20 protein-coding genes, 1 tRNA gene and 2 pseudogenes are annotated in these 26,051 nt (G+C 60.7%); 14 read left to right on the forward strand and 9 right to left on the reverse strand.

The annotated features are described in order from the left end of the window. From WM40_RS23185 to cysS, 7 genes and pseudogenes are all read right to left on the reverse strand, one after another. A pseudogene (locus tag WM40_RS23185) lies at window positions 1-238 on the reverse strand (aspartate/glutamate racemase family protein); the annotation flags it as partial. Between the two features lie 441 nt (window positions 239-679). Beyond that, window positions 680-772: transfer RNA gene (locus WM40_RS23190), tRNA-Ser, on the reverse strand. Window positions 773-916: 144 nt separating this feature from the next. After that, a complete protein-coding gene (locus WM40_RS23195; protein ID WP_024902414.1) occupies window positions 917-2,176 on the reverse strand; it encodes an aspartate kinase in 1,260 nt (419 codons plus the stop codon). Between the two features lie 148 nt (window positions 2,177-2,324). Beyond that, entirely contained in the window at window positions 2,325-3,944 is a 1,620-nt protein-coding gene (gene tilS, locus WM40_RS23200) for a tRNA lysidine(34) synthetase TilS (RefSeq protein WP_082103144.1), read from the reverse strand. Next, complete coding sequence (locus tag WM40_RS23205; protein ID WP_024902412.1) at window positions 3,913-4,881, reverse strand: acetyl-CoA carboxylase carboxyltransferase subunit alpha; 969 nt, start codon at window positions 4,879-4,881, stop codon at window positions 3,913-3,915. The genes tilS and WM40_RS23205 overlap by 32 nt, the downstream gene beginning before the upstream one ends. 76 nt (window positions 4,882-4,957) lie before the next feature. Beyond that, window positions 4,958-5,569 (reverse strand): annotated as a pseudogene (locus WM40_RS23210) (DNA-3-methyladenine glycosylase family protein); the annotation flags it as partial. Window positions 5,570-5,622: 53 nt separating this feature from the next. Then, window positions 5,623-7,098: a cysteine--tRNA ligase gene (cysS, locus tag WM40_RS23215; protein WP_024902410.1), complete on the reverse strand. Its 1,476-nt coding sequence runs from the start codon at window positions 7,096-7,098 to the stop codon at window positions 5,623-5,625. A gap of 249 nt (window positions 7,099-7,347) precedes the next feature. Between cysS and WM40_RS28230 the strand changes: the two genes are divergently transcribed. The 4 genes from WM40_RS28230 (at window position 7,348) to WM40_RS23235 (ending at window position 10,428) form a co-directional block, all read left to right on the forward strand. After that, entirely contained in the window at window positions 7,348-8,256 is a 909-nt protein-coding gene (locus tag WM40_RS28230) for a tetratricopeptide repeat protein (protein ID WP_052738484.1), read from the forward strand. Window positions 8,257-8,384: 128 nt separating this feature from the next. Continuing rightward, on the forward strand, window positions 8,385-8,948 hold the full coding sequence (locus WM40_RS23225) for a peptidylprolyl isomerase (protein ID WP_024902408.1): 564 nt from the start codon (window positions 8,385-8,387) through the stop codon (window positions 8,946-8,948). A gap of 131 nt (window positions 8,949-9,079) precedes the next feature. Beyond that, window positions 9,080-9,577 (forward strand): peptidylprolyl isomerase, encoded by a 498-nt coding sequence (locus tag WM40_RS23230; protein ID WP_036008149.1) that lies wholly within the window; start codon window positions 9,080-9,082, stop codon window positions 9,575-9,577. A gap of 35 nt (window positions 9,578-9,612) precedes the next feature. Continuing rightward, on the forward strand, window positions 9,613-10,428 hold the full coding sequence (locus WM40_RS23235; protein ID WP_046154125.1) for a UDP-2,3-diacylglucosamine diphosphatase: 816 nt from the start codon (window positions 9,613-9,615) through the stop codon (window positions 10,426-10,428). 20 nt (window positions 10,429-10,448) lie between these two features. Here the strand turns inward: WM40_RS23235 and WM40_RS23240 are convergent, their stop codons facing one another. Then, window positions 10,449-11,276 carry an RNA methyltransferase gene (locus tag WM40_RS23240; RefSeq protein WP_236693656.1) on the reverse strand — a complete coding sequence of 276 codons (828 nt, stop codon included), beginning with the start codon at window positions 11,274-11,276 and terminating at the stop codon, window positions 10,449-10,451. Window positions 11,277-11,618: 342 nt separating this feature from the next. Here WM40_RS23240 and WM40_RS23245 point away from each other — a divergent pair, with 342 nt between their 5' ends. The 4 genes from WM40_RS23245 (at window position 11,619) to WM40_RS23260 (ending at window position 16,894) form a co-directional block, all read left to right on the forward strand. After that, on the forward strand, window positions 11,619-12,476 hold the full coding sequence (locus WM40_RS23245; RefSeq protein WP_024902404.1) for an inositol monophosphatase family protein: 858 nt from the start codon (window positions 11,619-11,621) through the stop codon (window positions 12,474-12,476). After that, a complete protein-coding gene (gene lplT, locus WM40_RS23250) occupies window positions 12,473-13,810 on the forward strand; it encodes a lysophospholipid transporter LplT (protein WP_046154126.1) in 1,338 nt (445 codons plus the stop codon). Before WM40_RS23245 ends, lplT begins: the two co-directional genes overlap by 4 nt. Window positions 13,811-13,956: 146 nt before the next feature. Next, entirely contained in the window at window positions 13,957-14,343 is a 387-nt protein-coding gene (locus WM40_RS23255; RefSeq protein WP_024902402.1) for an ElaB/YgaM/YqjD family protein, read from the forward strand. Between the two features lie 190 nt (window positions 14,344-14,533). Next, window positions 14,534-16,894, forward strand: coding sequence for a TonB-dependent receptor domain-containing protein (locus tag WM40_RS23260; RefSeq protein WP_157685920.1), 2,361 nt, complete (start codon window positions 14,534-14,536; stop codon window positions 16,892-16,894). A 405-nt stretch (window positions 16,895-17,299) separates the two neighbouring features. On the opposite strand, the gene WM40_RS23265 is transcribed toward WM40_RS23260, so the two are convergent. Further along, window positions 17,300-19,423 carry an MMPL family transporter gene (locus WM40_RS23265; RefSeq protein ID WP_082103148.1) on the reverse strand — a complete coding sequence of 708 codons (2,124 nt, stop codon included), beginning with the start codon at window positions 19,421-19,423 and terminating at the stop codon, window positions 17,300-17,302. 918 nt (window positions 19,424-20,341) lie between these two features. On the opposite strand from WM40_RS23265, the gene WM40_RS23275 reads away from it, so the two are divergent. From WM40_RS23275 to aepX, 6 genes are all read left to right on the forward strand, one after another. Then, entirely contained in the window at window positions 20,342-21,133 is a 792-nt protein-coding gene (locus WM40_RS23275) for an MlaC/ttg2D family ABC transporter substrate-binding protein (protein ID WP_236693657.1), read from the forward strand. 186 nt (window positions 21,134-21,319) lie between these two features. Beyond that, complete coding sequence (locus tag WM40_RS23280) at window positions 21,320-21,964, forward strand: CDP-alcohol phosphatidyltransferase family protein (RefSeq protein WP_236693658.1); 645 nt, start codon at window positions 21,320-21,322, stop codon at window positions 21,962-21,964. A 287-nt stretch (window positions 21,965-22,251) separates the two neighbouring features. Beyond that, window positions 22,252-23,016, forward strand: coding sequence for a HalD/BesD family halogenase (locus tag WM40_RS23285; RefSeq protein WP_024902398.1), 765 nt, complete (start codon window positions 22,252-22,254; stop codon window positions 23,014-23,016). A gap of 57 nt (window positions 23,017-23,073) precedes the next feature. Beyond that, window positions 23,074-24,180, forward strand: coding sequence for a lysylphosphatidylglycerol synthase domain-containing protein (locus WM40_RS23290; RefSeq protein ID WP_024902397.1), 1,107 nt, complete (start codon window positions 23,074-23,076; stop codon window positions 24,178-24,180). A gap of 178 nt (window positions 24,181-24,358) precedes the next feature. Beyond that, a complete protein-coding gene (locus WM40_RS23295) occupies window positions 24,359-25,198 on the forward strand; it encodes a phosphocholine cytidylyltransferase family protein (RefSeq protein ID WP_036008143.1) in 840 nt (279 codons plus the stop codon). Between the two features lie 96 nt (window positions 25,199-25,294). Beyond that, a partial coding sequence (gene aepX / locus WM40_RS23300) for a phosphoenolpyruvate mutase (protein ID WP_236693659.1) occupies window positions 25,295-26,051 on the forward strand: 757 nt, incomplete at its 3' end.

Consider the following 26,051-nt stretch of genomic DNA (forward strand, 5'->3'; position numbering starts at 1 on the left):
CGGCATTCCGATTCAGCAGGTCAATCCCTTCAAGCAGCGCCGGCAGCGGACTCGGCCCACCATCGATGATCGCCGCGGAGCGATCCGGCGTGCCAGGCAGATTAGCCACCAGCAGCGCCAGATGATCTTGATCGCACGTCGCCGGCGTCAAGTCGATGACCCGCTGCATGAAATCGACCGTCGCCAATGGCCCCATGCCGCCTAATACGCCGATCAACGGCTTCGCTTTGTGTGCCATGGTTCCCCGGGCGCTTATCTTGAAAACGCTGATTTTACGCCGACGTCACCTATTTCAGTAGACAACACGCTTCAATCGGTTGTCGCGCAACCTCCACCACGACAGAAACGAAGCGACATCGCATATCGGCGCTATTTCATGTGCCGGATCGAGTATGACAAGGTTTTGAGTTGCCGCTATCCATGCCGCGCAGATTTGCCTCGACGATACAACCTATATTTATTAAGGATAACTGGATTATTTAATCAACATTATCGTAAAAAATAGATGCTTTTCACGATGACGGGACTGACGACAACAAGGTTTAACACGTGATTAAATAATCAGCATACCAAACCATGATGGCAAAAACAAAAAGGGGCCGAAGCCCCTTATTCTCGAAACGATTTCCTGTTTCAGGATCTATTCCGAACCGCCACGGCAAGCCCTGGCAGCGTATTCTGGCGGAGACGAAGGGATTCGAACCCTTGATGCAGTTTTTGGCCGCATGCTCCCTTAGCAGGGGAGTGCCTTCGACCTCTCGGCCACGTCTCCGGTACATCCATTCACTTGTTGCTGCGTGCTACCGGGCAATCTTCAAGCGAAGCGAGATAATAGCCTTTGAATGCAAAAAGGTCAAATAGTTTGAGAAAAATATGACTGTTTTGTATTCACACGCCCTATCTCGTCACGGCCACCTCAACCGTTGACCGGCAAATCCAGCTCAAACGCCTTGTGCAATGCACGCACCGCCAATTCCATGTATTTTTCATCAATCAGAACCGAGATCTTGATTTCCGACGTCGAGATCATCTGGATATTGATGCCCTCTTCGGACAATGTGCGGAACATCATGCTGGCCACGCCCACATGCGAGCGCATGCCCACACCGACCACCGAGACCTTCGACACCTTCGGCTCACCCAGGATCCTGCCCGCCGCGACATGGTCCTTGACCTGCGCATTCAAGATTTCCAGTGCGCGCACATAGTCGCCACGCGGAACCGTGAATGTGAAATCGGTCTTTCCTTCCACGCTCTGATTCTGGATGATCATGTCGACTTCGATGTTCGCGTCGGCCACCGGGCCCAGGATCTGATAGGCAATGCCCGGCCGGTCAGGCACACCGATCACCGCGATCCGCGCTTCGTCACGCTGGAAGGCAATGCCCGAAATAACCGCTTTTTCCATGGTCTCGTCTTCTTCAAAGGTAATCAGGGTGCCCGAATGCATTTCCGTTTCGAGCGCAATCATCGGATCGGTCAGACTCGACAACACACGGGTCTTGACGCGGTATTTACCCGCGAACTCGACCGATCGGATCTGCAGCACCTTCGAGCCGAGGCTCGCCATTTCCAGCATTTCCTCGAAGGTCACCCGATCGAGCCGGCGTGCCTCATCCACTACCCGAGGGTCCGTCGTGTATACACCGTCGACGTCCGTATAGATAAGGCATTCCGCAGCTTCCAACGCCGCCGCAATCGCCACCGCGGACGTATCCGAGCCACCTCGCCCCAGGGTCGCGACATTGCCGTTTGGATCAACCCCTTGGAACCCGGTGATGACCACCACCTTGCCGGCATCGAGATCGGCGCGCACCTTTGTGCCGTCAATACTTTCGATACGCGCTTTGCTGAAGGCGCTATCCGTGCGCACCGGCACTTGCCATCCGGCATAGCTGACCGCCTGCAACCCCTCGGCCTGCAATGCGAGCGCCAGCAGACCGACGCTCACCTGCTCGCCCGTGGCAGCAATGGCGTCCAGTTCGCGCGGGTCCGGTTGCGCCGATATTTCATGGGCGAGTTTCAACAGGCGGTTCGTTTCGCCGGACATCGCCGACGGCACGACCACCATTTTGTGACCGGCACGATGCCACTTCGCCACCCGCTTCGCGACGTTTTTGATGCGCTCGATAGAGCCCATCGACGTGCCGCCGTACTTATGAACAATCAGAGACATTGTGTTGTGAAGTCTTTCGCGCTTGGCTGAACCGGACGACGACATGGTCGCCGGTAAGAATGACGGAACGGCAATTCCGAAAAATAAAAAGTACAGGATGAATCAATGAAAAACAAGCGGAATCGGCGGGAACACCCCGATCGATCACTCAGTCGGCCGTGTCGGCCCACCAGACTGTGACCGTCGGACCATCAAGTTCCACGACTTCCGGCAGATAGCCACCCACATAAGGGACAAAACAGAGTTGCCCATCCACGTAAAGCAGTGGCGCGTCGCGCTGCCACACCGGCACGCCGGCCCCCTGATAAAGCTGTTTCAACGTCCTTTGTGGCCGACGGGCGCCAAGCCGCATTCGCTCGCCGCCCATGCGCGGTCGTGCCGCCAGGTGCCGCCCCATCAAGGCAGCCAACGGCACCACCCACGCCAAGCGGGCGACGGGATCCGAAGCGATCGCCTTGGTCATGTCCTCGTCGGTCGACGCATCAGTGCTCGCGGCACTGCCCACACGGGCGAGACCGTTGGGATGAGATACGTCGCCCGTCCCTTCGCGGGAAAAATAAAAGCAACCGGGCCAGCCCGGTGGCGACCATCGCGACTCCCCCGCGTAGCGCAAGCCGTCCATGACGATCTTACCCGGCGAATCCGCACGCAACACCCGGGGCGCATTGGGCCGCATTGCCACCCAATGAACCCTGCCGCGATAGATCTGCAAGCAATGGCCGGCGTGCGCGATGCACGCCCTTTGCCCCGGCACGACGCCCTTTCCCACGGTCTGCGCCACCATTTCGGCGAGCCGTGCGGCGGAGGGTGCCGGCAAACCTTGGCACCGCGTCCAATGCCGGAGCAGATTTTCGATCCGCGGCAGCGACATCGTGCGCAACGCGCTGAGCGAGAGCCCGTCGTCATCTGGGAGGCGGCATTGCGCCCAGTCGTCCTCGGCCAACACGGTCATTAATTGCTGCGACGCGGCGGCATGTCGCGCCACGCGCGCCAATGTTGTTCGGTACGCGGGGAAATGCGCGGCGATGACAGGCATGACATCATGCCGCAACGCATTACGTGTAAATCGGTTATCGTCGTTCGACGCGTCATCGACCCACCGCACGCCACGCCGCGATGCATAAGCCGCCAGCGTTTCACGAGTCACGCAAAGCAAGGGGCGATACCACCGCAGCGCAGCCAGGGGCTTGTCGATGCTTGTCGGGACATCGTCACGCATCATTGGCATCGCGGCCAAACCAGGCAACCCGGCCCCTCGCAGCAGTTGCAACAACACCGTTTCTGCCTGGTCGTCGGCATGGTGACCGAGCAACATCGTGTCGATATCGTTGGCCGCCGCCGCCGCGCGCAACGCGCGATAACGCGCTTGACGGGCTGCAGCCTCGATGCCCTCGCCGCCGTCGGACGGCACCGCCACGCGCAACGCGATAAAAGCCACGCCTAAAGTGGCACAAGCTGCGGCGCAATGCGCGACCCAATCATCGGCGACCGCCTGCAAACCGTGATGAACGTGGAACGCGACGCAACGCGATGCGCCCAAGACCTGCACACTGGCATCGAGCAAGACACTGGAGTCGAGGCCACCACTGAAGGCGATACCGACACGCGGATGCACGGCACCAGAAAGCGTTGGTGCGACAGCGTCCGCACACGCTTCGGATTCATCCGCAAGGTCAGGCAACGGGGCAGAAAGCGCATCGCGCACCGCTGCCCAGACGGACAGCGTGCAATCGACGTCAGTTGGAACGGTTTTCCTTGAACTTGCCATAGGCCATCAACCGTCCCATCCGGCGTTCACGCAATTCCTTCGTACTCATGCCCTGGAATTGACGCAATGCGTCGTTCAACGCGCGGCGCAACAGCACGGCCATGCCCTTCGGATCACGCTGCGCGCCACCCAATGGTTCATTGACGATCTTGTCGATCAAGCCAAGCGCCTTGAGGCGATTCGCCGTCAGACCCAGCGCCTCGGCGGCCTCAGGCGCCTTTGCCGCGCTCTTCCACAGAATCGAGGCGCAACCTTCCGGCGAAATCACCGAATAGGTCGAGAATTGCAACATCTGGACGACGTCGCCCACCGCAATCGCCAATGCGCCACCAGAGCCTCCTTCGCCAATGATCGTCGCGATAATCGGCACCTTCAGTTCGGCCATCACGTACAGATTGCGTCCAATCGCTTCCGACTGACCGCGCTCCTCGGCGCCAATCCCTGGATAGGCGCCAGGCGTATCGATGAACGTGAACAGCGGCAGACCAAACTTCTCCGCAAGACGCATCAGACGCTCCGCCTTACGATAGCCTTCGGGACGTGACATACCGAAATTGCGCAGCGCACGCTCCTTCGTGTCACGCCCCTTCTGCTGACCGATCACCATGCAAGGCTGACCATTGAACCGTGCAAGACCACCAACGATCGACAGATCGTCCGCGAAGGCCCGGTCACCATGCAACTCATGAAAATCGGTGAATAGGTCGTTGACGTAATCCAGCGTGTATGGACGTTGCGGATGCCGCGCGATTTGCGATACTTGCCAAGGCGACAAATTCGCATAGATGTCCTTGGTCAACTGCTGGCTCTTGCGCGACAGCCGTTCGATCTCTTCCGAAATATCGACGGCCGAATCGTCCTGGACGAAGCGAAGTTCCTCGATCTTCGCTTCGAGCTCGGCGATCGGCGACTCGAAATCCAGAAATGTCGTTTTCATGTAATAGGAATCCTCGTATTCCGACAGACGCGTATTCTACACGCGCTCGCACGGCAACCCGCCTCAAATGGTTGCGTCAGTACGTCACCGGCACCGGCTCGATACTTCGCCACATATACCATGTCGCGACAGTCCGCCACGGCGCCCAATTGGCCGCAACTTCACGCGCCTCGCTGCGCGTCACCGGTTCACCGCTGAAGTAATTGACGCTGATCGCCTTGATCAGGCCCAAATCGTCTAACGGGAGTACATCGGGACGCAACAAATTAAAAATAAGAAACATTTCAGCCGTCCACCGTCCGATGCCCCGGATTTGCGTCAACTCGGCGATGACCGCCTCGTCTTCCATATCGTTCCATCGGTCCGGATGCAGCGAACCATCGGAAAACCGCAGCGCCAGGTCCGTCATGTATTCCACCTTGCGTCGCGACAAACCACATTGCGCCAGACGCGCGGCGTCTAGCGCGCCAACTTCCGCCGCCGACATCGCCGGACAGGCGTCCAGCAAACGTTGCCAGATCGCCTGCGCGGCTTTCACTGAAATCTGCTGACCAACAATCGAGCGTGCCAGCGTGGTAAACGCATCACCTCGTACGCGCAGATGCACGGGTGCACTGCGCGGAATCAGCTTCTTCATGATCCGGTCGCGTTTGACGAGGTCCACGCACGCGCGCTCCCAATAGTCGGGGCTGGCGAACGCTTCCGACAATTCGCCCGGCAGCAGGGTCTGCCTACGCTGCGTCACATGCGCCGCCAGTCGGTGATCCCACCGGGACGATCTTCCAATGCCACTCCCGCTTCGAGCAAGGCCTGACGAATCGCATCCGCCTGGGCAAAATCCTTCGCTTGCTTGGCTGCCTTGCGCGCGGCGATCCGCGCCTCGATGGCAGGCACGTCCAGCGCGCCATCGATGGCTTTTTCCTCGGCACCGCCGCCATCGCCCGCACCCGCGGGCTGTGCCGCCTGCAAAAAGGCACGCGGCGTGCGGACCAGCAAACCGAGAATGCCCGCCAGCGCACGTAAGGCATCCGCCAACGCTGCGGATTTGGTTCGGTTCAATTCGGCGGCCATCTCAAATAAGACCGAGATCGCCATCGGCGTATTGAAGTCGTCGTTCATTGCCGCGCGAAAACGCGCCGCGTACGGCGTCGACCAGTCCAGTGCGGCAGCACCCGTTGTCGCGTCGCCAACCGGTTGCGCGCTGACGCCGTCCCGCACGTCATCGGTATCGCGCAGCGCGGTATATAGCCGCGTCAGGCCTTGCCGGGCATCGTTCAGATGCGCGTCACTGTAATTCAGCGGACTGCGATAATGCGCGCGCGCGATGAAGAAGCGTACGACTTCGGCATCAAAGCGAGAGAGTACATCGCGGATCGTGAAAAAATTATTCAACGACTTCGACATTTTCTCGTTGTCTATCTGCACATGGCCGTTATGCATCCAGACATTCACGAACGGCTTGCCATTTGCCCCTTCACTTTGCGCGATCTCATTTTCATGATGCGGGAACTGCAGATCCTGGCCGCCGCCGTGGATATCGAACTGCTCCCCCAACAGCGCGCAACTCATGGCCGAGCATTCGATATGCCAGCCTGGCCGCCCTTCGCCCCAGCGCGACGGCCATCGCGTATCAGCCGGTTCGTCGTCCTTCGAGCGCTTCCACAGCACGAAGTCGAGCGGGTCCTGTTTGGCGTCGTTCGATGCCACGCGCTCACCGGCACGCAAATCTTCCAGCGACTTTCCCGACAGACGGCCATAACCGCCAAACTTGCGCACCGCATAATTGACGTCGCCGTCAACGGCCTGATACGCATAGCCGTGCCGTTCGAGCGCCTCGATCATGCCTAGCATCTGCGGCACGAACGCCGTCGCACGCGGCTCGATATCCGGGCGTGCCACCCCCAGCGCGGCGGCATCCTCGTGCATGTAACGGATGAAACGGTCGGTCAGTGCGGCAATGGTCTCGCCGTTCTCAACCGCACGGCGAATGATCTTGTCGTCGATATCGGTGATGTTGCGAACGTAAGTAACCTGGTAGCCGAGTGCGCGCAACCAGCGTTGCACCAGGTCAAATACCACCATGACACGGGCGTGCCCCACGTGACAATAGTCGTAGACGGTCATGCCGCACACGTACATCTTTACTTCGCCCGGCTTCATTGGCACGAAAGTTTGTTTGTCGCGCGCGAGCGTATTGTAGATGCGAAGCGAATCCATAGACGATGCGGGAGCCGGGGTCAAAGCCTGAAGCGCAAAACGTCGGGCGGTTCCCCGGAACGGCCCGACGTTTTGCCAGAGCTGGGAAGTATAGCATTGGCTCCCCACCTTGCCCACAGCGGACCCGCTGGCGCTACCATGCGGAGTGGCCGATCGCGACGCCGCGATGCGCGTTCTCCGGGAAATGTCCGGGCATTTTGCTAGAATGCACGGCAGCCAATACTCCACACCGTATTCGACACCGTGCTCATGAAACAATTCAGGGTCAGCCAGGGCGACCTTTCGCGCATTGCCGCGCACTTCGGCAATATCGTACCTGCAGTCCCTGCAGACCCCATCGGCAACGGTCCCGGGTCTGACATGGCATGTGAAGGCACGACCGCAGTCCGCAGCGGACGCCCCCTCGCGATACCCGCACGCGGACCGCGCGGCGTCGCCAGACGGGCGGGGGCCTCGCTGCTGCTGGCCGCGGGCTGCATGCTCGCGCCCTACGTAGTGCAAGCACAGGTGGTTCGCCCGCCCGACAATGTTTACCGGGACGAAACGCCCGACGCCGACGCCGCCATTGCATCCGGCAAGCTGCAAAAAGCGATCACTGACTTGGACAAGCGCATCGCCTCGCATCCGCGCGATGTGCAGGCCCGCTTCAAGCGGGCCACGCTGCTTGCCGAACTGGGACGTGACGACGACGCAATCAAGGCATTGACGCAAATCACGCAGACCTATCCGGAATTGCCGGAACCTTACAACAATCTCGCCGCGTTGTACGCGAAACACGGCCGCTTCCAGGAAGCCCGCGCAACACTGGAAACCGCCCTGGCGGCCAACCCGAACTTCTCGTTGGCACGCCGCAATCTTGGCGATATCTATTTGCGCCTTGCCGCGGACGCGTATGCGCGTGCGGTGCAGCAAAACCCCTCGGACCGGCTGGCCGATGCCCGGTTGAACGAGGTACGCGCGATCATTACCCGTACCCCGGCGAATTCGGAGGCGCTCGCACAGCCACGCCCGGATCGGGCCCCGCCACAACGCCATACGACGGCGCAACCGCCGAATGCGCGTGAATTCGTACCCAGCATGGGTGGCCAGCCACCCACCATCCTGCCCGAAAACCAGTCAAACGGTTCGACCACCAATAACGGCAACACCGGTTATTAACGCCGTGGCGTGGGACACCCGCCTACGCCATGCTCGAAGGAGCCTCGATGTTTTCCACGCACCGCAGCCGCCATCGCGCCAGCCCTCTCTGGGCCTTGCGACGCATTTTCTCGATGTCCCTCTGCGCCATGATGGCGTTGGTGATATCCGGCGTCACGATGACTTCTGCCAGCCACGCGCAATCCCCTTCCGGGACCGTGCATCCGCACGTGCTACTGCATACAAGTGACGGTGATATCCAGTTGGAACTGTTTCCGGAAAACGCGCCGAAGACGGTAGCGAATTTCCTCGGCTATGTGAAGGAAGGCCATTACAACGGCTTGATCTTCCACCGCGTCATTCCCGGTTTCATGATTCAGGGCGGTGGGTATGATGTGAAAATGAAGGAACGCGCGACGCATGCGCCGATCCCGCTTGAGGCACGCGGCGGCTTGCATAACCAGGTGGGCACGGTTGCCATGGCACGGACCAGCGATCCGAATTCGGCGACGTCGCAGTTCTTCATCAACACGGCGGACAATTCGAACCTGGACTATCCGCGCCCGGACGGCAACGGATATGCCGTGTTCGGCCGCGTGACGGCCGGCATGGACGTCGTGAAGAGAATCGAGGCGACGCCCACCACCTCGACCGGCGCGATGCAGGACGTACCGCAGACGCCGGTCATCATCGAATCGGCCAGGATCGAATAAGTCCGGATCGCACGACACCGGGCACGAGCCCCGGGGCGGCCCGATCGAGCACGCATCAGGCGCGGCGGCCTGCCTGCCGCGCGCAAACGTTTCCACCAACGCATTGCGTATTATTAACGAAGGAGGCCAACATGGCTGTGGAACTGCATACGAACAAGGGCATCATCAAGATTGCACTCGAAACGGAAAAAGCACCGAAGTCGGCAGCGAACTTTATCGCATACGTAAAAGCCGGACACTACGACAATACCGTGTTCCATCGCGTCATCAGCGGCTTCATGGTGCAAGGCGGTGGTTTCGAGCCTGGCATGACGCAAAAGCCGACACAGGCACCGATCGAAAACGAAGCGAACAACGGCTTGAAGAACGACAAGTACACAGTCGCAATGGCGCGGACGAACGACCCGCATTCCGCCACCGCGCAGTTCTTCATCAACGTCACGGACAATGACTTCCTGAACTTCTCGTCGCCCACTCCGCAGGGTTGGGGCTACGCCGTGTTCGGCAAGGTCATCGAAGGCACGGATGTCGTGGACGTGATCCGCCAGGTCAAGACCGGCAGCAAGGGCTTTCATCAGGACGTACCGGTGGAAGACGTGATCATCGAGAAAGCCGTCATCGTCGACTGAGACGATTTGGCCACACGTCGCACGCGGATTCTTTGATGCCCCTTGCCGCCCAGCGCGCATCGCTATTTCTCTCCGACCTGCATCTGAGTCCGACGCTCCCGCGTACGACTAACGCGTTCACGCGGTTTATCGACGCGGTGGACCCGGCGGACGTCGCCGAGGTCTATATTCTCGGTGACCTATTCGAGTTCTGGATAGGGGACGATATGCTGGAAGCCGCTTTCGAGTCGGATGTCGCCGCGCGGTTAGCCACGCTGCGTCAACGCGGCATCGCGCTGTACGTCATGCACGGCAACCGTGATTTCCTGATGGGACGCCGCTTTGCGCACGCTGCAGGGGCGACATTGATCAACGATCCAATGGCGATCGATCGCTTCGCGCGCCGCTACGTGCTGACGCACGGCGACCTGCTTTGCACCGATGACATTCCTTATCAACGGTTTCGTCGCGTGGTGCGCTGGCGATCGCTGCAATGGCTCTTTTTACGCTGGCCCTTACGCTGGCGCATGGCCCTCGCCGCCCGTATTCGCGCCAACAGTGCGCGACAGGGGGGTACGCGAATGGTCTATACCGATGTCAATCGCGAGGCGGTCCAACACCTCTACCGGCGTTTCGCAGCCGACCGCATGATCCAGGGCCATACGCATCGCCCGGCCCGTCATGACGATGGTCCCGCGGCAGCGCCGCATCACGATGCCCCCGCACCGATGAGCACCGATACGGTGACCGATATTGCTGGGAATCGCCTCATCCGCTGGGTATTGACGGATTGGGAGCTTGACGGGGCAAGTCCCCGCGCCGCCTTCCTGCGTGTGGACGCGACCGGGGAAGCGATTGTCACGCTCCGTTAGCAACATGCCCGCCGCGGCGATCAGTCGCGCTTCGTCCCGCGCGCGGCATCCGGCTTTACCTCCAGCAGGATGTGCTTCGCAATCCCGCGCAGGATATTGACCTCCTCCCGCTCCAGGCCACTACGGCCGAACATCTGTCGTATTCTCGCCATCAGCTTCTTTGGATGAGCAGGATCAAGAAACCGCAGCGCGATCAATGCTTGCTCGAGATGACCGTACATGCCCTCGATATCGTCGGCGCGCGCGCGCTCGGCAAACGATGCATCGCTTGCCATGGCTGGAGTGGCAACCGCCAGGCGCATCTCGTACGCCAAGACCTGGATCGCCTGCGCCAAATTCAAGGAACTGTAGGCCGGATTCGCCGGAATATGGGCTATCGCGCTGCATCGCGCGACATCCTCGTTCGACAACCCCGTGCGCTCATTGCCGAAGACAAACGCGACACGGTACCCCGTCACGAGGGCATTCATTGCTTGTTCGGCGGCAGCGCGCGGTGCGGTCAGTGGCGGGCCATATTCACGCGGGCGCGCGGACAAGGCGACCGACCAGTGCACGCCCCACAGCGCATCGTCGAGCGTGGACACGACCCGGGCCCCCGCCAGCACGTCATCGGCCCCACTGGCCATCGCCTGAGCCTCAGGATCAGACTGGACATCGGGCAAACGGGGCGAAACCAATACCAACTCGGAAAAGCCCATCGTCTTGATGGCCCGCGCGGCCGCACCGACGTTGCCCGGATGACTGGGCGACACGAGCACGAACCGGACCCTCGAGAATGGGTCATTGCCGCCATCTGAGCCCTCCGCCACCTCTCGCGGCCGGTTTGGAGGGGATTGATCAGTTGACACGGCGGAAAGCCCGGTGTGGGGGTCGACAGGAATCCCGGAAGCGGTCGCAGACATGAGCGTGGATATGAAACGCGTAAAAAGAGAACGAAACGGCGCGTAATGCGGTGGTTCGACACTGCTGGCGGCGGGCCGTCACCTGCCCGCGTGGCAGGATACACGCCACAGCGTACATTTTGTCGCGAACGCAACGCCCGAGTCGGATAAAATATCGGTTTAGCGACGGTTTTCCGTCCGGGACGCGTGCGCGACCACCCTATCGACAAAATCGGTCGTGGGCGGCGACCGCGAGCACGGCGCATCTCCCGGCGGCGCAAAAACCGGTCGGCACGAACAGGATATCCTATGCATCAGCGTTCCCCCATGCTCAACATGGCCGTCAAGGCGGCTCGCGCAGCCGGCAGTATCATCAACAGGGCGTCGCTGAATCTCGACCAGATCAAGGTCGAGCAGAAACAGACGAACGATTTCGTGACCGAAGTCGACAAGTCCGCCGAGAGGGCCATTATCGACATTCTGCTTGGCGCTTACCCGTCGCACTCGGTTCTGGCGGAAGAGTCGGGTACGACGGATAATCGGTCCGAGTATCAATGGGTCATTGATCCGCTAGACGGCACGTCGAATTTCATTCACGGCTTTCCCTATTATTGCGTGTCGATCGCGCTGTTGCATCGGGGCGTGGTCACGGAAGCGGTGGTCTACGATCCGAATCGCAACGACCTCTACACCGCCACCCGGGGCTCGGGCGCATTCCTGAACGAGAAGCGCATCCGCGTCGGTCGTCGTGACCGGCTCGCAGACGGATTGATCGCAACGGGCTTTCCGTTCAAGGATCTGGCCGGACTGAAGCACTATATGCAATTGTTCGTCGAAATGACGAAGTCGTGTGCCGGCCTCCGTCGCCCGGGCGCCGCGGCGCTCGATCTGGCCAATGTCGCCGCCGGTCGCCTCGACGGATTCTTCGAACAAGGCCTGTCGCCATGGGACGTGGCCGCGGGTAGCCTGCTGATCACGGAGGCCGGCGGCCTCGTCGGCAACTACCTGGGCAACGGCGATTTCATCGACAGTGGTGAAGTGATGGCCGCCAACCCGAAGATTTTCGCCAATATGGTCCGCGTGCTCGGGTCTTACTCCACACTTCGCCCGGCCACTGGCGCTGCGATAGGCGGCACTGATGCCGTCAAGACAGGCGCGGGCGATTGAAAAAGGGTTTTTACACGATCATCGCGGCGCAATTCACGTCCTCACTCGCGGACAATGCGCTGCTGATCGCAGCGATCGCACTGCTATCGGACCGCCACGCGGTCCCCTGGCTGACCCCGCTGCTCCAATTGTTCTTCTCGATCTCCTATGTGTTGCTGGCCCCCTTTGTCGGGGCCTTTTCGGATTCGATGCCGAAAGGCCGCGTGATGCTGCTGGCCAACACCCTGAAAGCGGTCGGCTGCCTCCTGATGCTGTTTGGACTCCATCCGATCCTGGCTTACGGCATCGTCGGCGTTGGCGCAGCCGCCTATTCCCCCGCCAAATACGGCATCCTCACGGAATTGTTGCCGGCACGTGACCTTGTGAAGGCGAATGGGTGGATCGAAGCCGCCACGGTGGGTTCCACCATCATCGGGACCGTTCTCGGCGGCGCGCTCGTGGCACCCGCCGTCGGTCACCTGCTTGGCGCATGGCATGTGCCCCTGCTCGACACGGCGGCACGAGGCGCCATGTTCGTGGTGATGGTGTGTTACGCCGCCGCCGCGCTGATCAATATCGGCATTCCAGATACCGGGGCGCGGTATCCCGCACGCGCATTGTCGCAGCCCATGGTCCTGGCACACGATTTCGCGCATGCCTTCCGCGTGCTATGGCATGACCGGCTAGCGCAAATCGTACTCGCCGTCACGACGATGCTGTGGGGTGCTGCCGTGACGCTGCAATTACTGGTGTTGAAATGGGCGCAGGTGTCGCTGGGCACGACGTTGTCCGGCGGTGCGGTGCTGCAAAGCGTGATTGGCATCGGCCTGGCCGCGGGCGCGGCGCTGGCCGCCACCCGCCTTCCGCTGCGCCGGTCGATGGCGGCGCTACCGGTAGGCATCGTCACCGGGTTCGCCATTATCGGTCTGGCCTTTTTCAACCGTCATACCTTACCGACCAATGGCAGTTGGTATATCGGCGACTATGCGATTCCTTTCTATATGCTCGCCGCTTATCCAATGATGGCGATCATCGGTGCGCTGTCGGGCTTCTTTGTCGTCCCCATGAACGCCGTCCTCCAGCATCGTGGTCATATGCTGCTAAGCGCCGGCCATTCGATCGCGGTGCAGAATTTCAATCAGAATATTGCGGTGCTCCTGATGCTTGGCCTGTACGCAGTCATGCTCCAGCAGGACATACCGATCCCATGGATCATCAGTTTTTTTGGCGTTGTCATCTGCCTGTTGATGGCCTGGATGATGTTGCGTCATGCGCGTAACGTGCGCCTCCACAATGTCAATGCCGTGCTGCAGGAGGCGATGCACGACACGGAAGCCGACGTCCGGACGCACTGATGGCACCATCGGGGCGTCCAGTAGCAACTGGCTTACGTGTCGGACTCGCAAGCCGCTCCGGCAAAACGCCCCAACCTCCGGTAGACTGAAAAGAAACGTATCGGGGCAGACCCGCCCGGTACGCACAATGTCATGGGAGGAACGATATGGGACTGTTCAAAAGCAAGAGTGCCCAAGCCGCGGACGCGGCATTGGAACAAGCACGTGAATTGAGCGCGCAAGCAGCGGCTCAGGCCACCCAGGCAGCGGCCCGGGGTCAAGCGGCGATCGACAGCGGAGGCAACCGCCTGAAGCAATTATTGTCGGAACTCGAATCATTGGTGACGCCGAAAGTGGAAGCGGCACTGCCCGTCGTGCGCCAGCGCACCGATAAGGTGATCGCCCGCTTGAATGCGCGCGGACAGGACCTGTCCAAGGATCTGCAGCAAGCGGTAGGCAATGCCGACGCATACGCAAAGAAGAATCCCTGGCACATTGTCGGCGCCGCTGCCGGCGTGGCGTTGCTGATCGGCTTTCTGGCGGGTCGATCCTGACAGATTGCGCGTCCAGGCGACGCGCATTGCCTGATACGGGCAACCCTGTTCCGCAGGGGGAAACGTCGTGCCACATGCTGGTTTTAACCCGTGCATCGCATGGCACGTCGTATTTTCGGAGTGGGCGTATTGATTAGCACTGCTGGACTCTTATGATGGGGGCCGTTACGACCCGCTCAAGATGTCCATCATGCCGCTCGCAGTTCCGCTTGCCTACTTTCCCTCTTCCAAACGACGCGTTTCATTGCTGCGTGACGCTTCAATAAGCGCCACGGCACACATCCTCCCCCGACAGCATCTTCAACGCGCCATCCAATCGATGCGCCATCACACGGTGCATCTGGGATTCGCCGTGGCGACAGGCTGCAGCGCCGACCTTGTTTTCGCGGAAGACGATCGCGCATTGCACGACGGCACCACTGCATCCACTGATCATCCGGCACTGATGCATCATGCACCGGCGCGCACGCCAGTCCTCGTGACGACATCGCCACCGAGACGCGATGGACAGACCACGCTGGACCCTCGGCTCGCTCGGCAACCCGTGCCGGCCAGCGACGGCGCCGACTATCTCTCCACCGTGCCGGGTTTCGCTGCCGTCGGCAACGGCGGCACCAATGGTGACCCGGTATTACGAGGCCTGGGCGGTGGGCGTTTGTCCGTGCTGTCAAACGGCACGGCGATTCACGGGGCCTGCGGTGGCCGCATGGATGCCCCTACCGCCTATCTCTCGCCGGAAACGTTCGACTACGTACATGTCATCAAAGGTCCAGGCACCGTGCGGTGGGGGCCGGCTGCGTTGGCGGGCACGGTGCGCTTCGAGCGTAAGACCGTCCGCTTCGCCACGCCAGGATTACGCTTCCACGGCGCCATTCTTGGTGGTATGTACGGCCGTCATGATGGCTTGATTGATCTAGCAATGGGCGATCAACGCGGTGATGCACGCCTGATCGCGTTCCAGACCCATGCGGATAATTACCGTGATGGCGACCATCGCACGATACCCTCGCGATGGACGAAATGGCAGGTTGACAGCATGTTCAATTGGTATCCGACGCACACGACGCGCTGGACGCTAGAGGCCGGCACGGGAGACGGTGCGGTTCGGTACGCCTCCAGGGGGATGGACGGCAGGAAATTCCAGCGCGACAACGTCGCGCTGAGCGTCACCATCGATCAAATCGGCGAGCGACTGCGCTCCGCAAGCGCTCAGGTCTCGCTGACCCAAATCGACCATGTCATGGACAACTTCTCGTTGCGGGACCCTCGTACGCAAACCGGTGGCCCGGCGCACGCCCCCGGCTGGCAACGATATCAATTGAATGCCTCGAATCCAGGAAGAACATTGATCGGTGGGCGCGGCGAGTTAACGTGGTCGCTGGCACCACAATGGCAACTTCATACCGGTATCGACGGGCTGCTTGACCGTCATACCGTCCGCGCCGCAGGCAGTATGCCATTGGCGCCGAGTGCGGACGACGCTCGTGCATACGCACCCGACCCGAGCACGTTGCCGCGCTATCGGAACGCAGTGCAATCCCGTGTCGGCGTATTCGCGCAAACCGAATGGCGAGCGACCTCTCTGGACACCGTGGCCGCAGGCGCCCGGATCGATCGCGCGCACGCGCTGGATCTGCGCCAGACGACGCTCAAACAAGGCCTGCCGAACCGTCGGCACGCCTGGTTGCCAGGTGGCTTTGTCCGATGGGAGCATGATCTCGCCGCGACGCCGATCACCGTGTTCGCCAGTCTTGGCCACACCCGTCGCTTTCCGGATTATTGGGAACTATTCTCTTCGCTGAACGGGCCGAGCGGTGGCATCAATGCCTTCAACGGCATCCAGCCCGAAAAAGCGACACAAATCGATGTAGGACTGCGCTACGACGACAGCAACGTGGTGGACCGCAGTGTGAAAGCATACACTGCGCACGGCCACCCCGGGGAGATCGGCGGCACGGATCAGGGCCCCATCGCACCGCATGGCGGATACGGTCGTCATGCATGGCTTACCGCGTACGTCGCTTCGGTGAAGGATTTCATTCTTTTCGATTACGCGCCGGACACCCAGCGAATCCGGAATGTCGATGCCCGACTCTATGGTGGTGAGGCAGGATTCAGTTGGCCGCTGTCTTTACGCTGGCGCGTCGATGTCTCGACGGCCTTGGCAATGGGCGACAATCGCAGCGACCGGCGACCGCTCGCGCAAATGCCACCGCTCGATACCCGAATCGGCCTCCAGTATCGCGACGGGCCTTGGTCCACAGGCTTGCTGTGGCGAGTCGTCACCTCGCAACACAGGTGGGCGAAATACCAAGGAACCGTTGCGGGGCAGGATTTCCGTGCGTCCGGTGGATATGGGTTGCTCTCGCTCAATGCGTCATATGCGGTCAGCCCCATCGCATCGCTTCATGTTGGCATCGACAATGTGTTCAACAAGACCTATGCCGAACACCTGAATCGCCAAGGAGCAGCGGGCTTCGGCTTCCTGGGTGATATGCCGTTCAACAATCCCGGCCGGCTCGCTTGGGTAAAGCTGATCGTCGATCTGTAGCCGTTACCCCACTCGCCCCTCGCGCAACGTGGTCAGCACTGAACATTGCCTCCGATGCGCGCTCTGCGATTCTCCGTGCGCGCGCATCCTGACCGAACAACCACCACGCCAAGCCAAGTGTTGCCGCCATCATCCCTATCATTACCGCCATGAGCGCCTCTCGATGGGTTTCGCCCACCACAAGGTGGATCCGTCGCAATCATCGTAATGCGACTCATTATTATTTGCAATCGACATGATAGTGAAAGGGCTATCGCGGTGGCATCAGCGTACGCGTGATACCCGGCGGCTTCGCATTCGACGCCACGACGGACAAAAGTGCGCCCGTGCAATCACCCTACATCCGCACGTCATAGCGAAGCAGTGCCATGCCTGATGTCGATAAGGCGTCAGAATATAGCGCGATCATCGCGGATCTGGCGTACGGTCGGCGGTTGATGCGCGCGGTTTTCCCATCAGGATGGGCTGGAAAAACACCGCACCAATCAGCGTGCACACCAGTGACAAGGTCAGCAGCCGCCCCATGCTGGACGTCCCCGGATGGTGCGATAACCATAAACTGCCAAATGCCGTCGCGGTGGTAGCCGCGCTCAGAATGACCGCCTGGGTCAGGCCGGCGCTGAGCAAGCGTGTCTGTCCCCTACGCCAGGCAAGCACGTAGTAGATCTTGAACGCAACGCCAATACCCAGCAGCAACGGTAGCGCGATAATGTTTGCGAAATTCAACGGCAAACCGATGATCACGCATAACTCCAGCGTCACGGCTCCGGACACGATCAGTGGTACCAAGGTACGCAATACGTCGCTGAAACGACGCAACGCCAACCACAACAGCAAGGTAACGGCCACCAATGCAATGGCCGTTGCTTGAATGAAAGCGGTAATGATCGCATCTGCCGACGCGATGATCGAGATCGGACCACCCACCGCCTGGGGCGCCACCCGCTGGACCGCATCGGTGAATCGCTTCAGCATTGCGTCATCGCTCGAGGCCGTATGCGCCGGCACACGTGGAGACACTTGTACCAGGGCCTGTCCTTTTGCGTTCAGCCAATTCTCCCGCAACGCCGCTGGCAGCGTCTGCACGTCGACCGTCGTCGGCTGCAACATCTGGGACAGGCGCGCCAGCGAGATACGCAACGGCAAGGCGAGCGCATCCTCGGCACGGTCCCGGGCGGCGGCATCGGCAGAAGCCAGTTTACGTAAACTTTCCGCCAGGCGCTTGGCTTGCGCGGCACCGGGGCCCGGATGATCGAGAACCGCGCTATCGAGCTGCATCGCCGCGTTGCGCAACGCCGAAACCCGTGCCGCATCGGTCGCGGGCGCCAACGGCGTCTGCGACAGAATCGGCTCAAGTGTGGTTCGCAGTTGTGCAATGATCGCCAATTTTTCGGCTTGGTCATCCGGCAGGAAACTATCAAGCGACAGCGCCCGCGCTACCTCCGGCAAGGCGGCAAGCCGCTGCGCAAGCGCACGGGCGGCCGTGGGAGAGTCCGTCAGGACCGAGATATCGTTGATGCCGGCTGTCTGCGCACCCAGCGCGCTCAGCGTCGTCATCGATTCCGAATGAGGATCTTTCAAACTGAGCGGATTGAAATCGAAGCGCAGAAACGCCAATAGTGGAAGACCCGCAATGACCAAGGCCAGGGTAACGATCAAAATCGGCTTTCGCTTGCGCTCAAACAATCGGTCCACGGGTTCGAGGAAACGGAACCCGGGGGGCGCACGTTCACCGGTCGGCTTCAGTAATGCGATCAGCGCCGGCAACACGGTAATGCTGGACGGGAACGCGACAAAGAGGATGCCGACGCCGGCTATCAGTCCCAATTCCGAGATGCCACGGTAAGCCGTGGGCAGGAAGGAAAAGAAGGCGACGGCAGTGGCCACGGCGGCCAATGACAACGGCAAGGCGATGGCGGCCGCGCAGGCACGCATCGCGGCGGTCAAATCCTGGGCGAGAAATCGCTCCTCGCGATAGCGCACGCCGAACTGGATACTGAAATCCACACCAATGCCGATGAACAATACGGCAAACGCCACCGATATGAGGTTCAGCGCACCCACCATCAACAAACCGAGCGCGGCGGTGACGGCCAGGCCGCCGATCAACACGACGAACACGGCGAGCACCAGGCGTACCGATCGCAGCGCGTACCAAAGAATCGCTACGACCAGCAGTAACGTCACAATCGCGTTCGGCACCGCCCCTTCCGCTACGGAAGAGAATTCCTCGTCGGACAGTGGCCGCGCGCCGGTCAGTCGGACGCGCGCGTGATACCGCTGTGCCAGGTGCAGGTCGACGGCGGCCTGACGAATGGCATCGGATGCCGCGGCGCTAGGTTCAAGCGCACTATAGTCGAGCACCGGGTGGGCCGAGATAAATGCTCGCCCGGGCTGCTGGCCCTTTACGCCGGACGGGACCGCGAACGTCGCGCCATCGTCGCGCACTGCTGACGATGTGCGGGCATCCGTATCTTGTGTCGACGCGACGGCGCCGCCGGATGCCGCACCGGGTGCAGCGGCTTGCACCCCTCCCCCGCGGTAGCGCCCCGCTCACCCGTGCCTTGCGCCAGATCGCGCCAAGACAGCGCCGCCGGGGTATTGGCAAGCGCGCCATCCACGGCATCGGCGCTGCGGGACAGCAGCGTAGCCATCTGCGGCAATGTGATTTTTCCGGTCTGCACCGGTACCAGCAGTGTCACCGACAGCAAATTCGCCAAACCGCGTAGACTCGGATCACGGGCCAACGAATTTAATAACGACTTACCCTCACCAAGCTGTGTCGACAAAGTCCGCAGCGCGGTTGGCGATAGATAAAGCAATCCATTCTTTTCGAAGAATGCACCGCCATCCGGCCGTGTGACGTCGTGGAATCTGGCCGGCATGCCGGCGAGATGCGCGGCGAGTTCGTTGGCCGCCTGGTCCGCGAGCTCTGGAGCAGGCGCGTCGATGACCACCAGGGTAGTCTGCGAACGCCCGGGAAATGCGGCGTCCAGTTGCCGATCACGTTGCGCCCACGGCTTCTTGCTATCGATCAGCCCATTGATATCCGTGTTGATGGCGAAATGCGTGGCGGCATACCAGGCACTGACGAGCACCAGCACCAACGCCACGCCCACTACGGTCCATGGCCGGCGAACCGACCCATTGACAACACGTGCAATCCACGACGTCAGCATCTGCTGGCTGGCTCCTACAAGGTGAAATTCAACAACGGCCCCGTATCACCGGCGGCGCGCCAACGGCAGGAGGACTGGTGGCAATCAGGGCACGGTCTGATGGACGAAGCGCGTCCGTCCCCGCATGCTGAACCAACCGCCTAGTATACCTGCTCGCTTGTGATGCGCAGCCAGGCATTCATTTCACGAACGCCCAGCGGACGCGGGCTTGGCCGGGTATATACTAAAAGTGTCATTCTTATGTTCTGATCAAAGGTCTTTTGTCCCCATGAGCACGCCTTTCTCCTCCGCACCTGTCACCACCATGCTGCGCGCGCCTGCCACCCGCCGTCGCTTTTCGTTGTCTTTTGCCAGCGTCGCAGGCGCGGATGGTCGGTCGGCCATGAGCGTGCGGTCCACCGCGGTCATGGCACACGCCGTCGCGCTGATGCTGACCGGCCTGATGGGAGCAACATTTGCCGTCGGCGCATCCGCGGCGCAGGAGACAGCGGCCGCGGTGCATCCGGCCGCTGGTGCGAGCGCCGCCGCAACGCTGCAGACCGCGGTCGAGGGTACGATCAACGCGATTCAGAGCAACCCCACGGCGCGCGGAGGCGATCCGGCGGCAACGGCGACGGTGGTGCAGTCCCACTTCCTGCCCTACACCGATTTCCGCCGTACGGCACGTCTGGCGACGGGGGACGCATGGAATACGGCCAGTCCCGCACAACAGGAGCAGATCTTCCAGGCTTTTCAGACGTTGCTGACCCGGGTCTACGCGGCGCAATTGACGCAGATCCAGGGACAGAAAGTCAGCTTCCAATTCGATGCACCGACGCCAGTACCGAAGTCGACCGACGTGGTGATCGGCAGTAAGGTGCATACCCCGTCCGATGACCTCAGCACGCGATATCGCCTGGAAAAAACGAAAGAAGGCTATCGGATCTACGATATCGACCTGATGGGAATCTGGATGGTGCAGGTCTACAAGCAGCAATTTGCCGCCCAGTTACAGGCTGGCGGCGTGGACGCACTGATCAAATACCTGAAGGCCCATAACGCACAAGGTAGCGGCGCGTAACACCGGCCTTCGGCACAAGGCGATGCCCGCAGGTCTCAGGCCGACCGCGACTGAGACGTGTCTTATTACTTGCCATTACGGTTGTACACAACCCACACCGTCTGCACCCGCCATACCGGGCGATTACTGCAGCAAGATGAAATCTCGTTTATATTTGCGGCTTTCCCAATGCATGTGCAGGTTGCTATGCCGCCGAAACCTCGCACCTGGGATGCTCGTCTGGCACGCCGGATGATCCTTCCCCTGGTGACCACGCCCGTCACACCCAATCATTTGACCACCGTCCGGCTGATTGTCGGCTTGTTCTGCGCGGCGGCATTCGCTCATGGCGGTTACGCGTGGACCAATATCGGCGCATTGTTATTGGTTTGCTCGAACGTCATCGATCACGCCGATGGCGAATTGGCACGCCTCAGTGGCAAGACCAGTCGCATCGGCCATTTCTACGACCTGGCGGCGGATGCATTGGTGACGGTGTTGTTGTTCTCCGGCATCGGGCTGGGCGTCCAAGCAAGCAACAGCAGCGCATGGGCCAACTATGGCGCGATCGGTGGCACGGCGGCCGGCATCGGGGTGGCCGTGATCTTCTTCCTGCGGATGCGTATCGAGGAAATGGCCGGCAAGGCCGGCACGGCGCAACCTGCCTGGGGCGGATTCGAACTCGAAGATATTTTGTACCTGATGCCGCTTGTAACCTTGTTTGACGGCTTGCCAACATTCCTGATGCTGGCCAGCGTCGGCGCGCCCGCGTTTGCGATCTGGGTTGCGATGGACTATGTACGGGTTAGCCGACGCACGCGCCAAACAGCTAGCTCCGAACCTGCTGCCTGAGGTAATCCCCGCATGGCATGCCGCCAGCCATGTTCTGCATTTTTTTGGGATGATTGCGCGTAGCATCGATAATAGCGCTCGAGCAAACCCGCGCCCTTCCGCGGTCAGGGATGGCCGACATGAACAGGAGCTATCTTGAAAATGTCGCGGGCAAGCCGTGGTGATGTTTCATCCTAATCGCATTTCCCGTCTTCCGATCAAGGGCGACTCTCATGTCCTCTGTCTCTCCCTCACCCCGCTCCTCCAAAACAGCGCCCCCACGCGATGCGGCCTACAGCGCGCCCGGTATGCGGATTGGCGGCACGATGCCGCATGCGTCTCCGGTCGCATTGCTGCCCGATCGGTTGCGCCTGCTGGATGATGACGCACTTCGCGGCGATTTCGTCGATCAGGGTAAATTCCTGTTCTTGCGAGATTTCTTGCCGCCGACGTTAACGCAAGCCGTCGTCGACGGGATGCAGGCAGCGCGCGTGGAGATGAACCGGAACTACCTGCCGGGGCATAAGAAAGGCGGTAGTGTCAGTCGCCATACCATCGACAAACGGGCTCCGGTCATCGCGGAACTGTATCGCTCCCCCGCTCTCATCCACTGGCTCGAGAAGCTCGCCGGGGAGCCGTTGATGCCATCCCCGGACAGCGATCCGCACGCGTATGCACTGTATTTTTATACTGAGCCCGGTGACCATATCGGCTGGCATTACGACACATCCTATTACAAAGGACGTCGCTATACCCTATTGTTGGGTGTGCTGGACCAGTCATCGAGCAAGCTCGAATACAAGCTCCATACAAAAGATCCTACCCGTGCGAGGACGCCGGACCTCGACGGCGCGATCGGCTTGGACCCGGGTGCATTGGTATTTTTCGATGGTGACATGTTGTCTCATCGAATCACCCCGTTGGGTATCGGCGAGGAACGCGTCTCCCTGACGTTTGAATATGTCACCGACCAGCGCATGGGCCAGTGGAAGCGCTTTATCTCGAATATGAAAGATGCGATTGCCTACTTCGGCTTCAAGCAGGTGTTTCGTTCGAAGAAGCGCAGCCGGTAAAAGCCGCGCGGCGGTTCGAACGCGCGCTACCCTGCCACGCCTGACAACCATCAGATTATGAAACGCTCCGCCTTTATCGCGTTGACGGTCGGGCTGCTTCTGTTCGTCGCGCTGCTCGCCTGGCGCGGCGTCGGTTTGATTGCCCAAACCTTCCTGACGGCGGGATGGGGCATCGTGGTCGTGGCACTCTTCCATATACTGCCATTGTTCCTCGACAGTGCCGCGGCAGCGGTATTGCTGCCACGTGATCGCAGTACACGACGACCATCGGCAAGTTCGTTCTGGCGCGTTACCGGTGCCCGATGGGCTTGTGAGTCCGTCAATAGCCTGATGCCCGCAGGCCAGATGGGGGGCCCCGTCGTCATGGCGCGTCTGCTGGCCACTCGGTCGACCACCGCGGCGCAACGGCATGCTCCGGATCGCTCCCCGATTCCCGACCCCATCCCATCGCGCACCATCGACGATACGGCGCCCCTGCCTGGAGCATCACATCGCTATGACGCGGTGGACGCGGGTGCGATCGTCACCGTGGCAACGACGCAGCAGATGTTTTCGCAGGGTGTGTTTGCAATGCTTGGCATCCTCGCGTTGACGTTGCATGTGGGTACCCATGCGCTGATCTGGCCGTTGGTCATCGCCATCGCGCTATTCACTGCCGCCGGCATGCTGTTCTATAAAGCGCAACGACGCGGCTTGTTCTCCTGGTTCGCGGGTTGGCTCGCGCGTACCCGTATTGGTCGCAATCGCCCCACCCTGGTCGCGGCCGCCGCGAAACTCGATCAACGGATCGGCTCTGTCTATACCAATACGCGAACTGTGCGCGCCAGCTTCCTGTTGCATCTGGTCGGCTGGATCGTGGGCACGGGCGAGGTATGGCTCGCCATGCACTTCATTGGCCATCCTGTCACTTGGACCGAAGCCTTTATCTTGGAAAGTCTTGGGCAAGCGATCCGGGGGGCGGCGTTCGCGATTCCTGGCGCGCTCGGTGTACAGGAGGGTGGACTGCTTGTATTGGCGCCATTGCTGGGTATTTCCCCCGAGGCTGCAATCGCGTTATCGCTGTGCAAACGTGCCAGGGAGTTGCTGCTGGGGCTTCCCGGTTTGCTCTACTGGCACTGGCGTGAACGAACACTGCGCCGACGCTTCCTGCTTACCGCGCACTAAGGGGACGGCAAATGGTTGGTCTGCCGCACTTTCCAGCACGATCCGAAGCCTGGCAGTATCATCCCGAATTGCCCGACCGGGCGGTTTTCCCAGTTAACGTCCGAAGCGTTCGTATACATCTCGTAATACACAGAACGTCCTCGGTGATTTCTTACTGTTCCTGGTAGTTTTCATACGCATGCGTGCCATTATTCTCGCCGCCGGAATCGGACAACGCCTTGGTTTGGCGGGTACGGAATCCCACTCCACCGCAAGCACCCCGACGGCTGCGCCACCGAAATGCCTGCTGCGCTTTAGCGCACCCTCGCCGACCGATACAGACGGCGCACGGTCGATGACGTTGCTTGAACGGCATCTCCATTTATTACGCAAGGCGGGCATAAACGACGTCACGATCGTCGTTGGCTATCAACATCAGCAAATCGCGGCGGAATTGGAACGTCTGAACTGGCAGCCAGCTCCCGCCTTGGTCCTGAACCCGCAATACACCTTGGGCAGCGTCGTCAGTCTGGCGACGGTGGCGGACGTCATGACTGATTCATCGGTCGACGTGTTGGTCATGGACGCCGATGTGCTTTATGACCATCGCATGCTCGACGCCCTCGTCGGTACAGACGCCGTCGCCACACCACCACGACACGCGGACCGCTTGTTGATTGATCGTGGCTTCGAACCAGGCGATGAACCGGTCAAGCTGTGCTTGCGTGATGGCCGTCCGGTCGAATTGCGCAAAAAGGTGGCCGAGGGCCTGGTCTATGACACGGTTGGCGAATCAGTGGGGTTTTTCCGCCTCTCGCCGATTCGCGCAGCCAGGCTGGCGGCCCTTTGTCGCGCCTATGTCGATGAGGGTCGTGGCACCGCGCCGCATGAAGAGGCCGTGCGCGACCTGCTGCTCGAACAAGGCGAACACTTTACCGCGGCCGACGCCACGGGACTGCCCTGGCTCGAAATCGATTTTCCGGTGGATGTGGCGCGCGCGCGCGACGCGATCCTGCCGCTTCTTCAACCCGTACTCTGAAAGCCGATCATGAACGCACCGACCACTCCGTCCTCCACCGTCGCCGCAGCGGGCACCACATCGGCGCCGCTGTCCCGCGCCGCGCAACTGCGCCAGATGCTGACCAGTGCGCAGCTCGAATTCATCATGGAGGCGCATAACGGTGTCAGCGCCAAGATTGTCGAAGAAGCGGGTTTCAAAGGCATCTGGGCATCGGGCCTGACGATGTCGGCGCAATTCGGCGTGCGGGACAACAACGAGGCGAGCTGGACACAGGTAGTCGACATGCTCGAATTCATGTCCGATGCCAGCACGTTGCCGATACTGCTAGACGGCGACACCGGTTACGGCAACTTCAACAACTTCCGTCGCCTGATCCACAAGCTGGAACAGCGCAGCATCGCGGGTGTCTGCATCGAAGACAAGCTGTTCCCGAAAACGAACAGCTTCATCGACGGGGACCGTCAGCCGCTCGCCGACGTCGATGAATTCTGCGGCAAGATCAAGGCGGGCAAGGACTCGCAAAACGATCCGGACTTCAGCATCGTCGCCCGCGTCGAAGCGTTGATTTCCGGCTGGGGCATGGATGAAGCACTGCGTCGCGCCGAGGCCTATCACCGTGCTGGCGCCGACGCCATTCTCATTCACAGTAAACGTGCGAAGGCGGACGAGATCGTGACGTTCGCCAAGGAATGGGCCGGACGTTGCCCGCTGGTCATCGTGCCCACGAAGTACTACAGCACGCCGACCGACGTTTTCCGTCGCGCCAACATCAACCTGATCATCTGGGCGAATCACCTGATGCGCGCCGCGATCCCGGCGATGCAGGCCGTTGCCAAGGAGATCCATGACAGCGAGACGCTGATCGAGATCG

The organism is Robbsia andropogonis (genome assembly GCF_000970345.1).
In the GTDB taxonomy this organism is placed as follows: Bacteria; Pseudomonadota; Gammaproteobacteria; order Burkholderiales; family Burkholderiaceae; genus Robbsia; species Robbsia andropogonis.

Bases quoted from the DNA above. Each gene is read 5' to 3' on its own strand.
- tilS (WP_082103144.1), bottom strand. From the start codon at position 3,944: ATGGCAAGTTCAAGGAAAACCGTTCCAACTGACGTCGATTGCACGCTG.
- WM40_RS23245 (WP_024902404.1), top strand. From the start codon at position 11,619: ATGCATCAGCGTTCCCCCATGCTCAACATGGCCGTCAAGGCGGCTCGC.
- WM40_RS28230 (WP_052738484.1), top strand. From the start codon at position 7,348: ATGAAACAATTCAGGGTCAGCCAGGGCGACCTTTCGCGCATTGCCGCG.
- WM40_RS23295 (WP_036008143.1), top strand. From the start codon at position 24,359: ATGCGTGCCATTATTCTCGCCGCCGGAATCGGACAACGCCTTGGTTTG.
- cysS (WP_024902410.1), bottom strand. From the start codon at position 7,098: ATGGATTCGCTTCGCATCTACAATACGCTCGCGCGCGACAAACAAACT.
- WM40_RS23205 (WP_024902412.1), bottom strand. From the start codon at position 4,881: ATGAAAACGACATTTCTGGATTTCGAGTCGCCGATCGCCGAGCTCGAA.
- WM40_RS23290 (WP_024902397.1), top strand. From the start codon at position 23,074: ATGAAACGCTCCGCCTTTATCGCGTTGACGGTCGGGCTGCTTCTGTTC.
- WM40_RS23195 (WP_024902414.1), bottom strand. From the start codon at position 2,176: ATGTCTCTGATTGTTCATAAGTACGGCGGCACGTCGATGGGCTCTATC.
- WM40_RS23235 (WP_046154125.1), top strand. From the start codon at position 9,613: ATGCCCCTTGCCGCCCAGCGCGCATCGCTATTTCTCTCCGACCTGCAT.
- WM40_RS23255 (WP_024902402.1), top strand. From the start codon at position 13,957: ATGGGACTGTTCAAAAGCAAGAGTGCCCAAGCCGCGGACGCGGCATTG.
- WM40_RS23285 (WP_024902398.1), top strand. From the start codon at position 22,252: ATGCGGATTGGCGGCACGATGCCGCATGCGTCTCCGGTCGCATTGCTG.
- WM40_RS23275 (WP_236693657.1), top strand. From the start codon at position 20,342: ATGAGCACGCCTTTCTCCTCCGCACCTGTCACCACCATGCTGCGCGCG.
- WM40_RS23230 (WP_036008149.1), top strand. From the start codon at position 9,080: ATGGCTGTGGAACTGCATACGAACAAGGGCATCATCAAGATTGCACTC.
- WM40_RS23225 (WP_024902408.1), top strand. From the start codon at position 8,385: ATGATGGCGTTGGTGATATCCGGCGTCACGATGACTTCTGCCAGCCAC.
- WM40_RS23280 (WP_236693658.1), top strand. From the start codon at position 21,320: ATGCCGCCGAAACCTCGCACCTGGGATGCTCGTCTGGCACGCCGGATG.
- WM40_RS23260 (WP_157685920.1), top strand. From the start codon at position 14,534: ATGCCGCTCGCAGTTCCGCTTGCCTACTTTCCCTCTTCCAAACGACGC.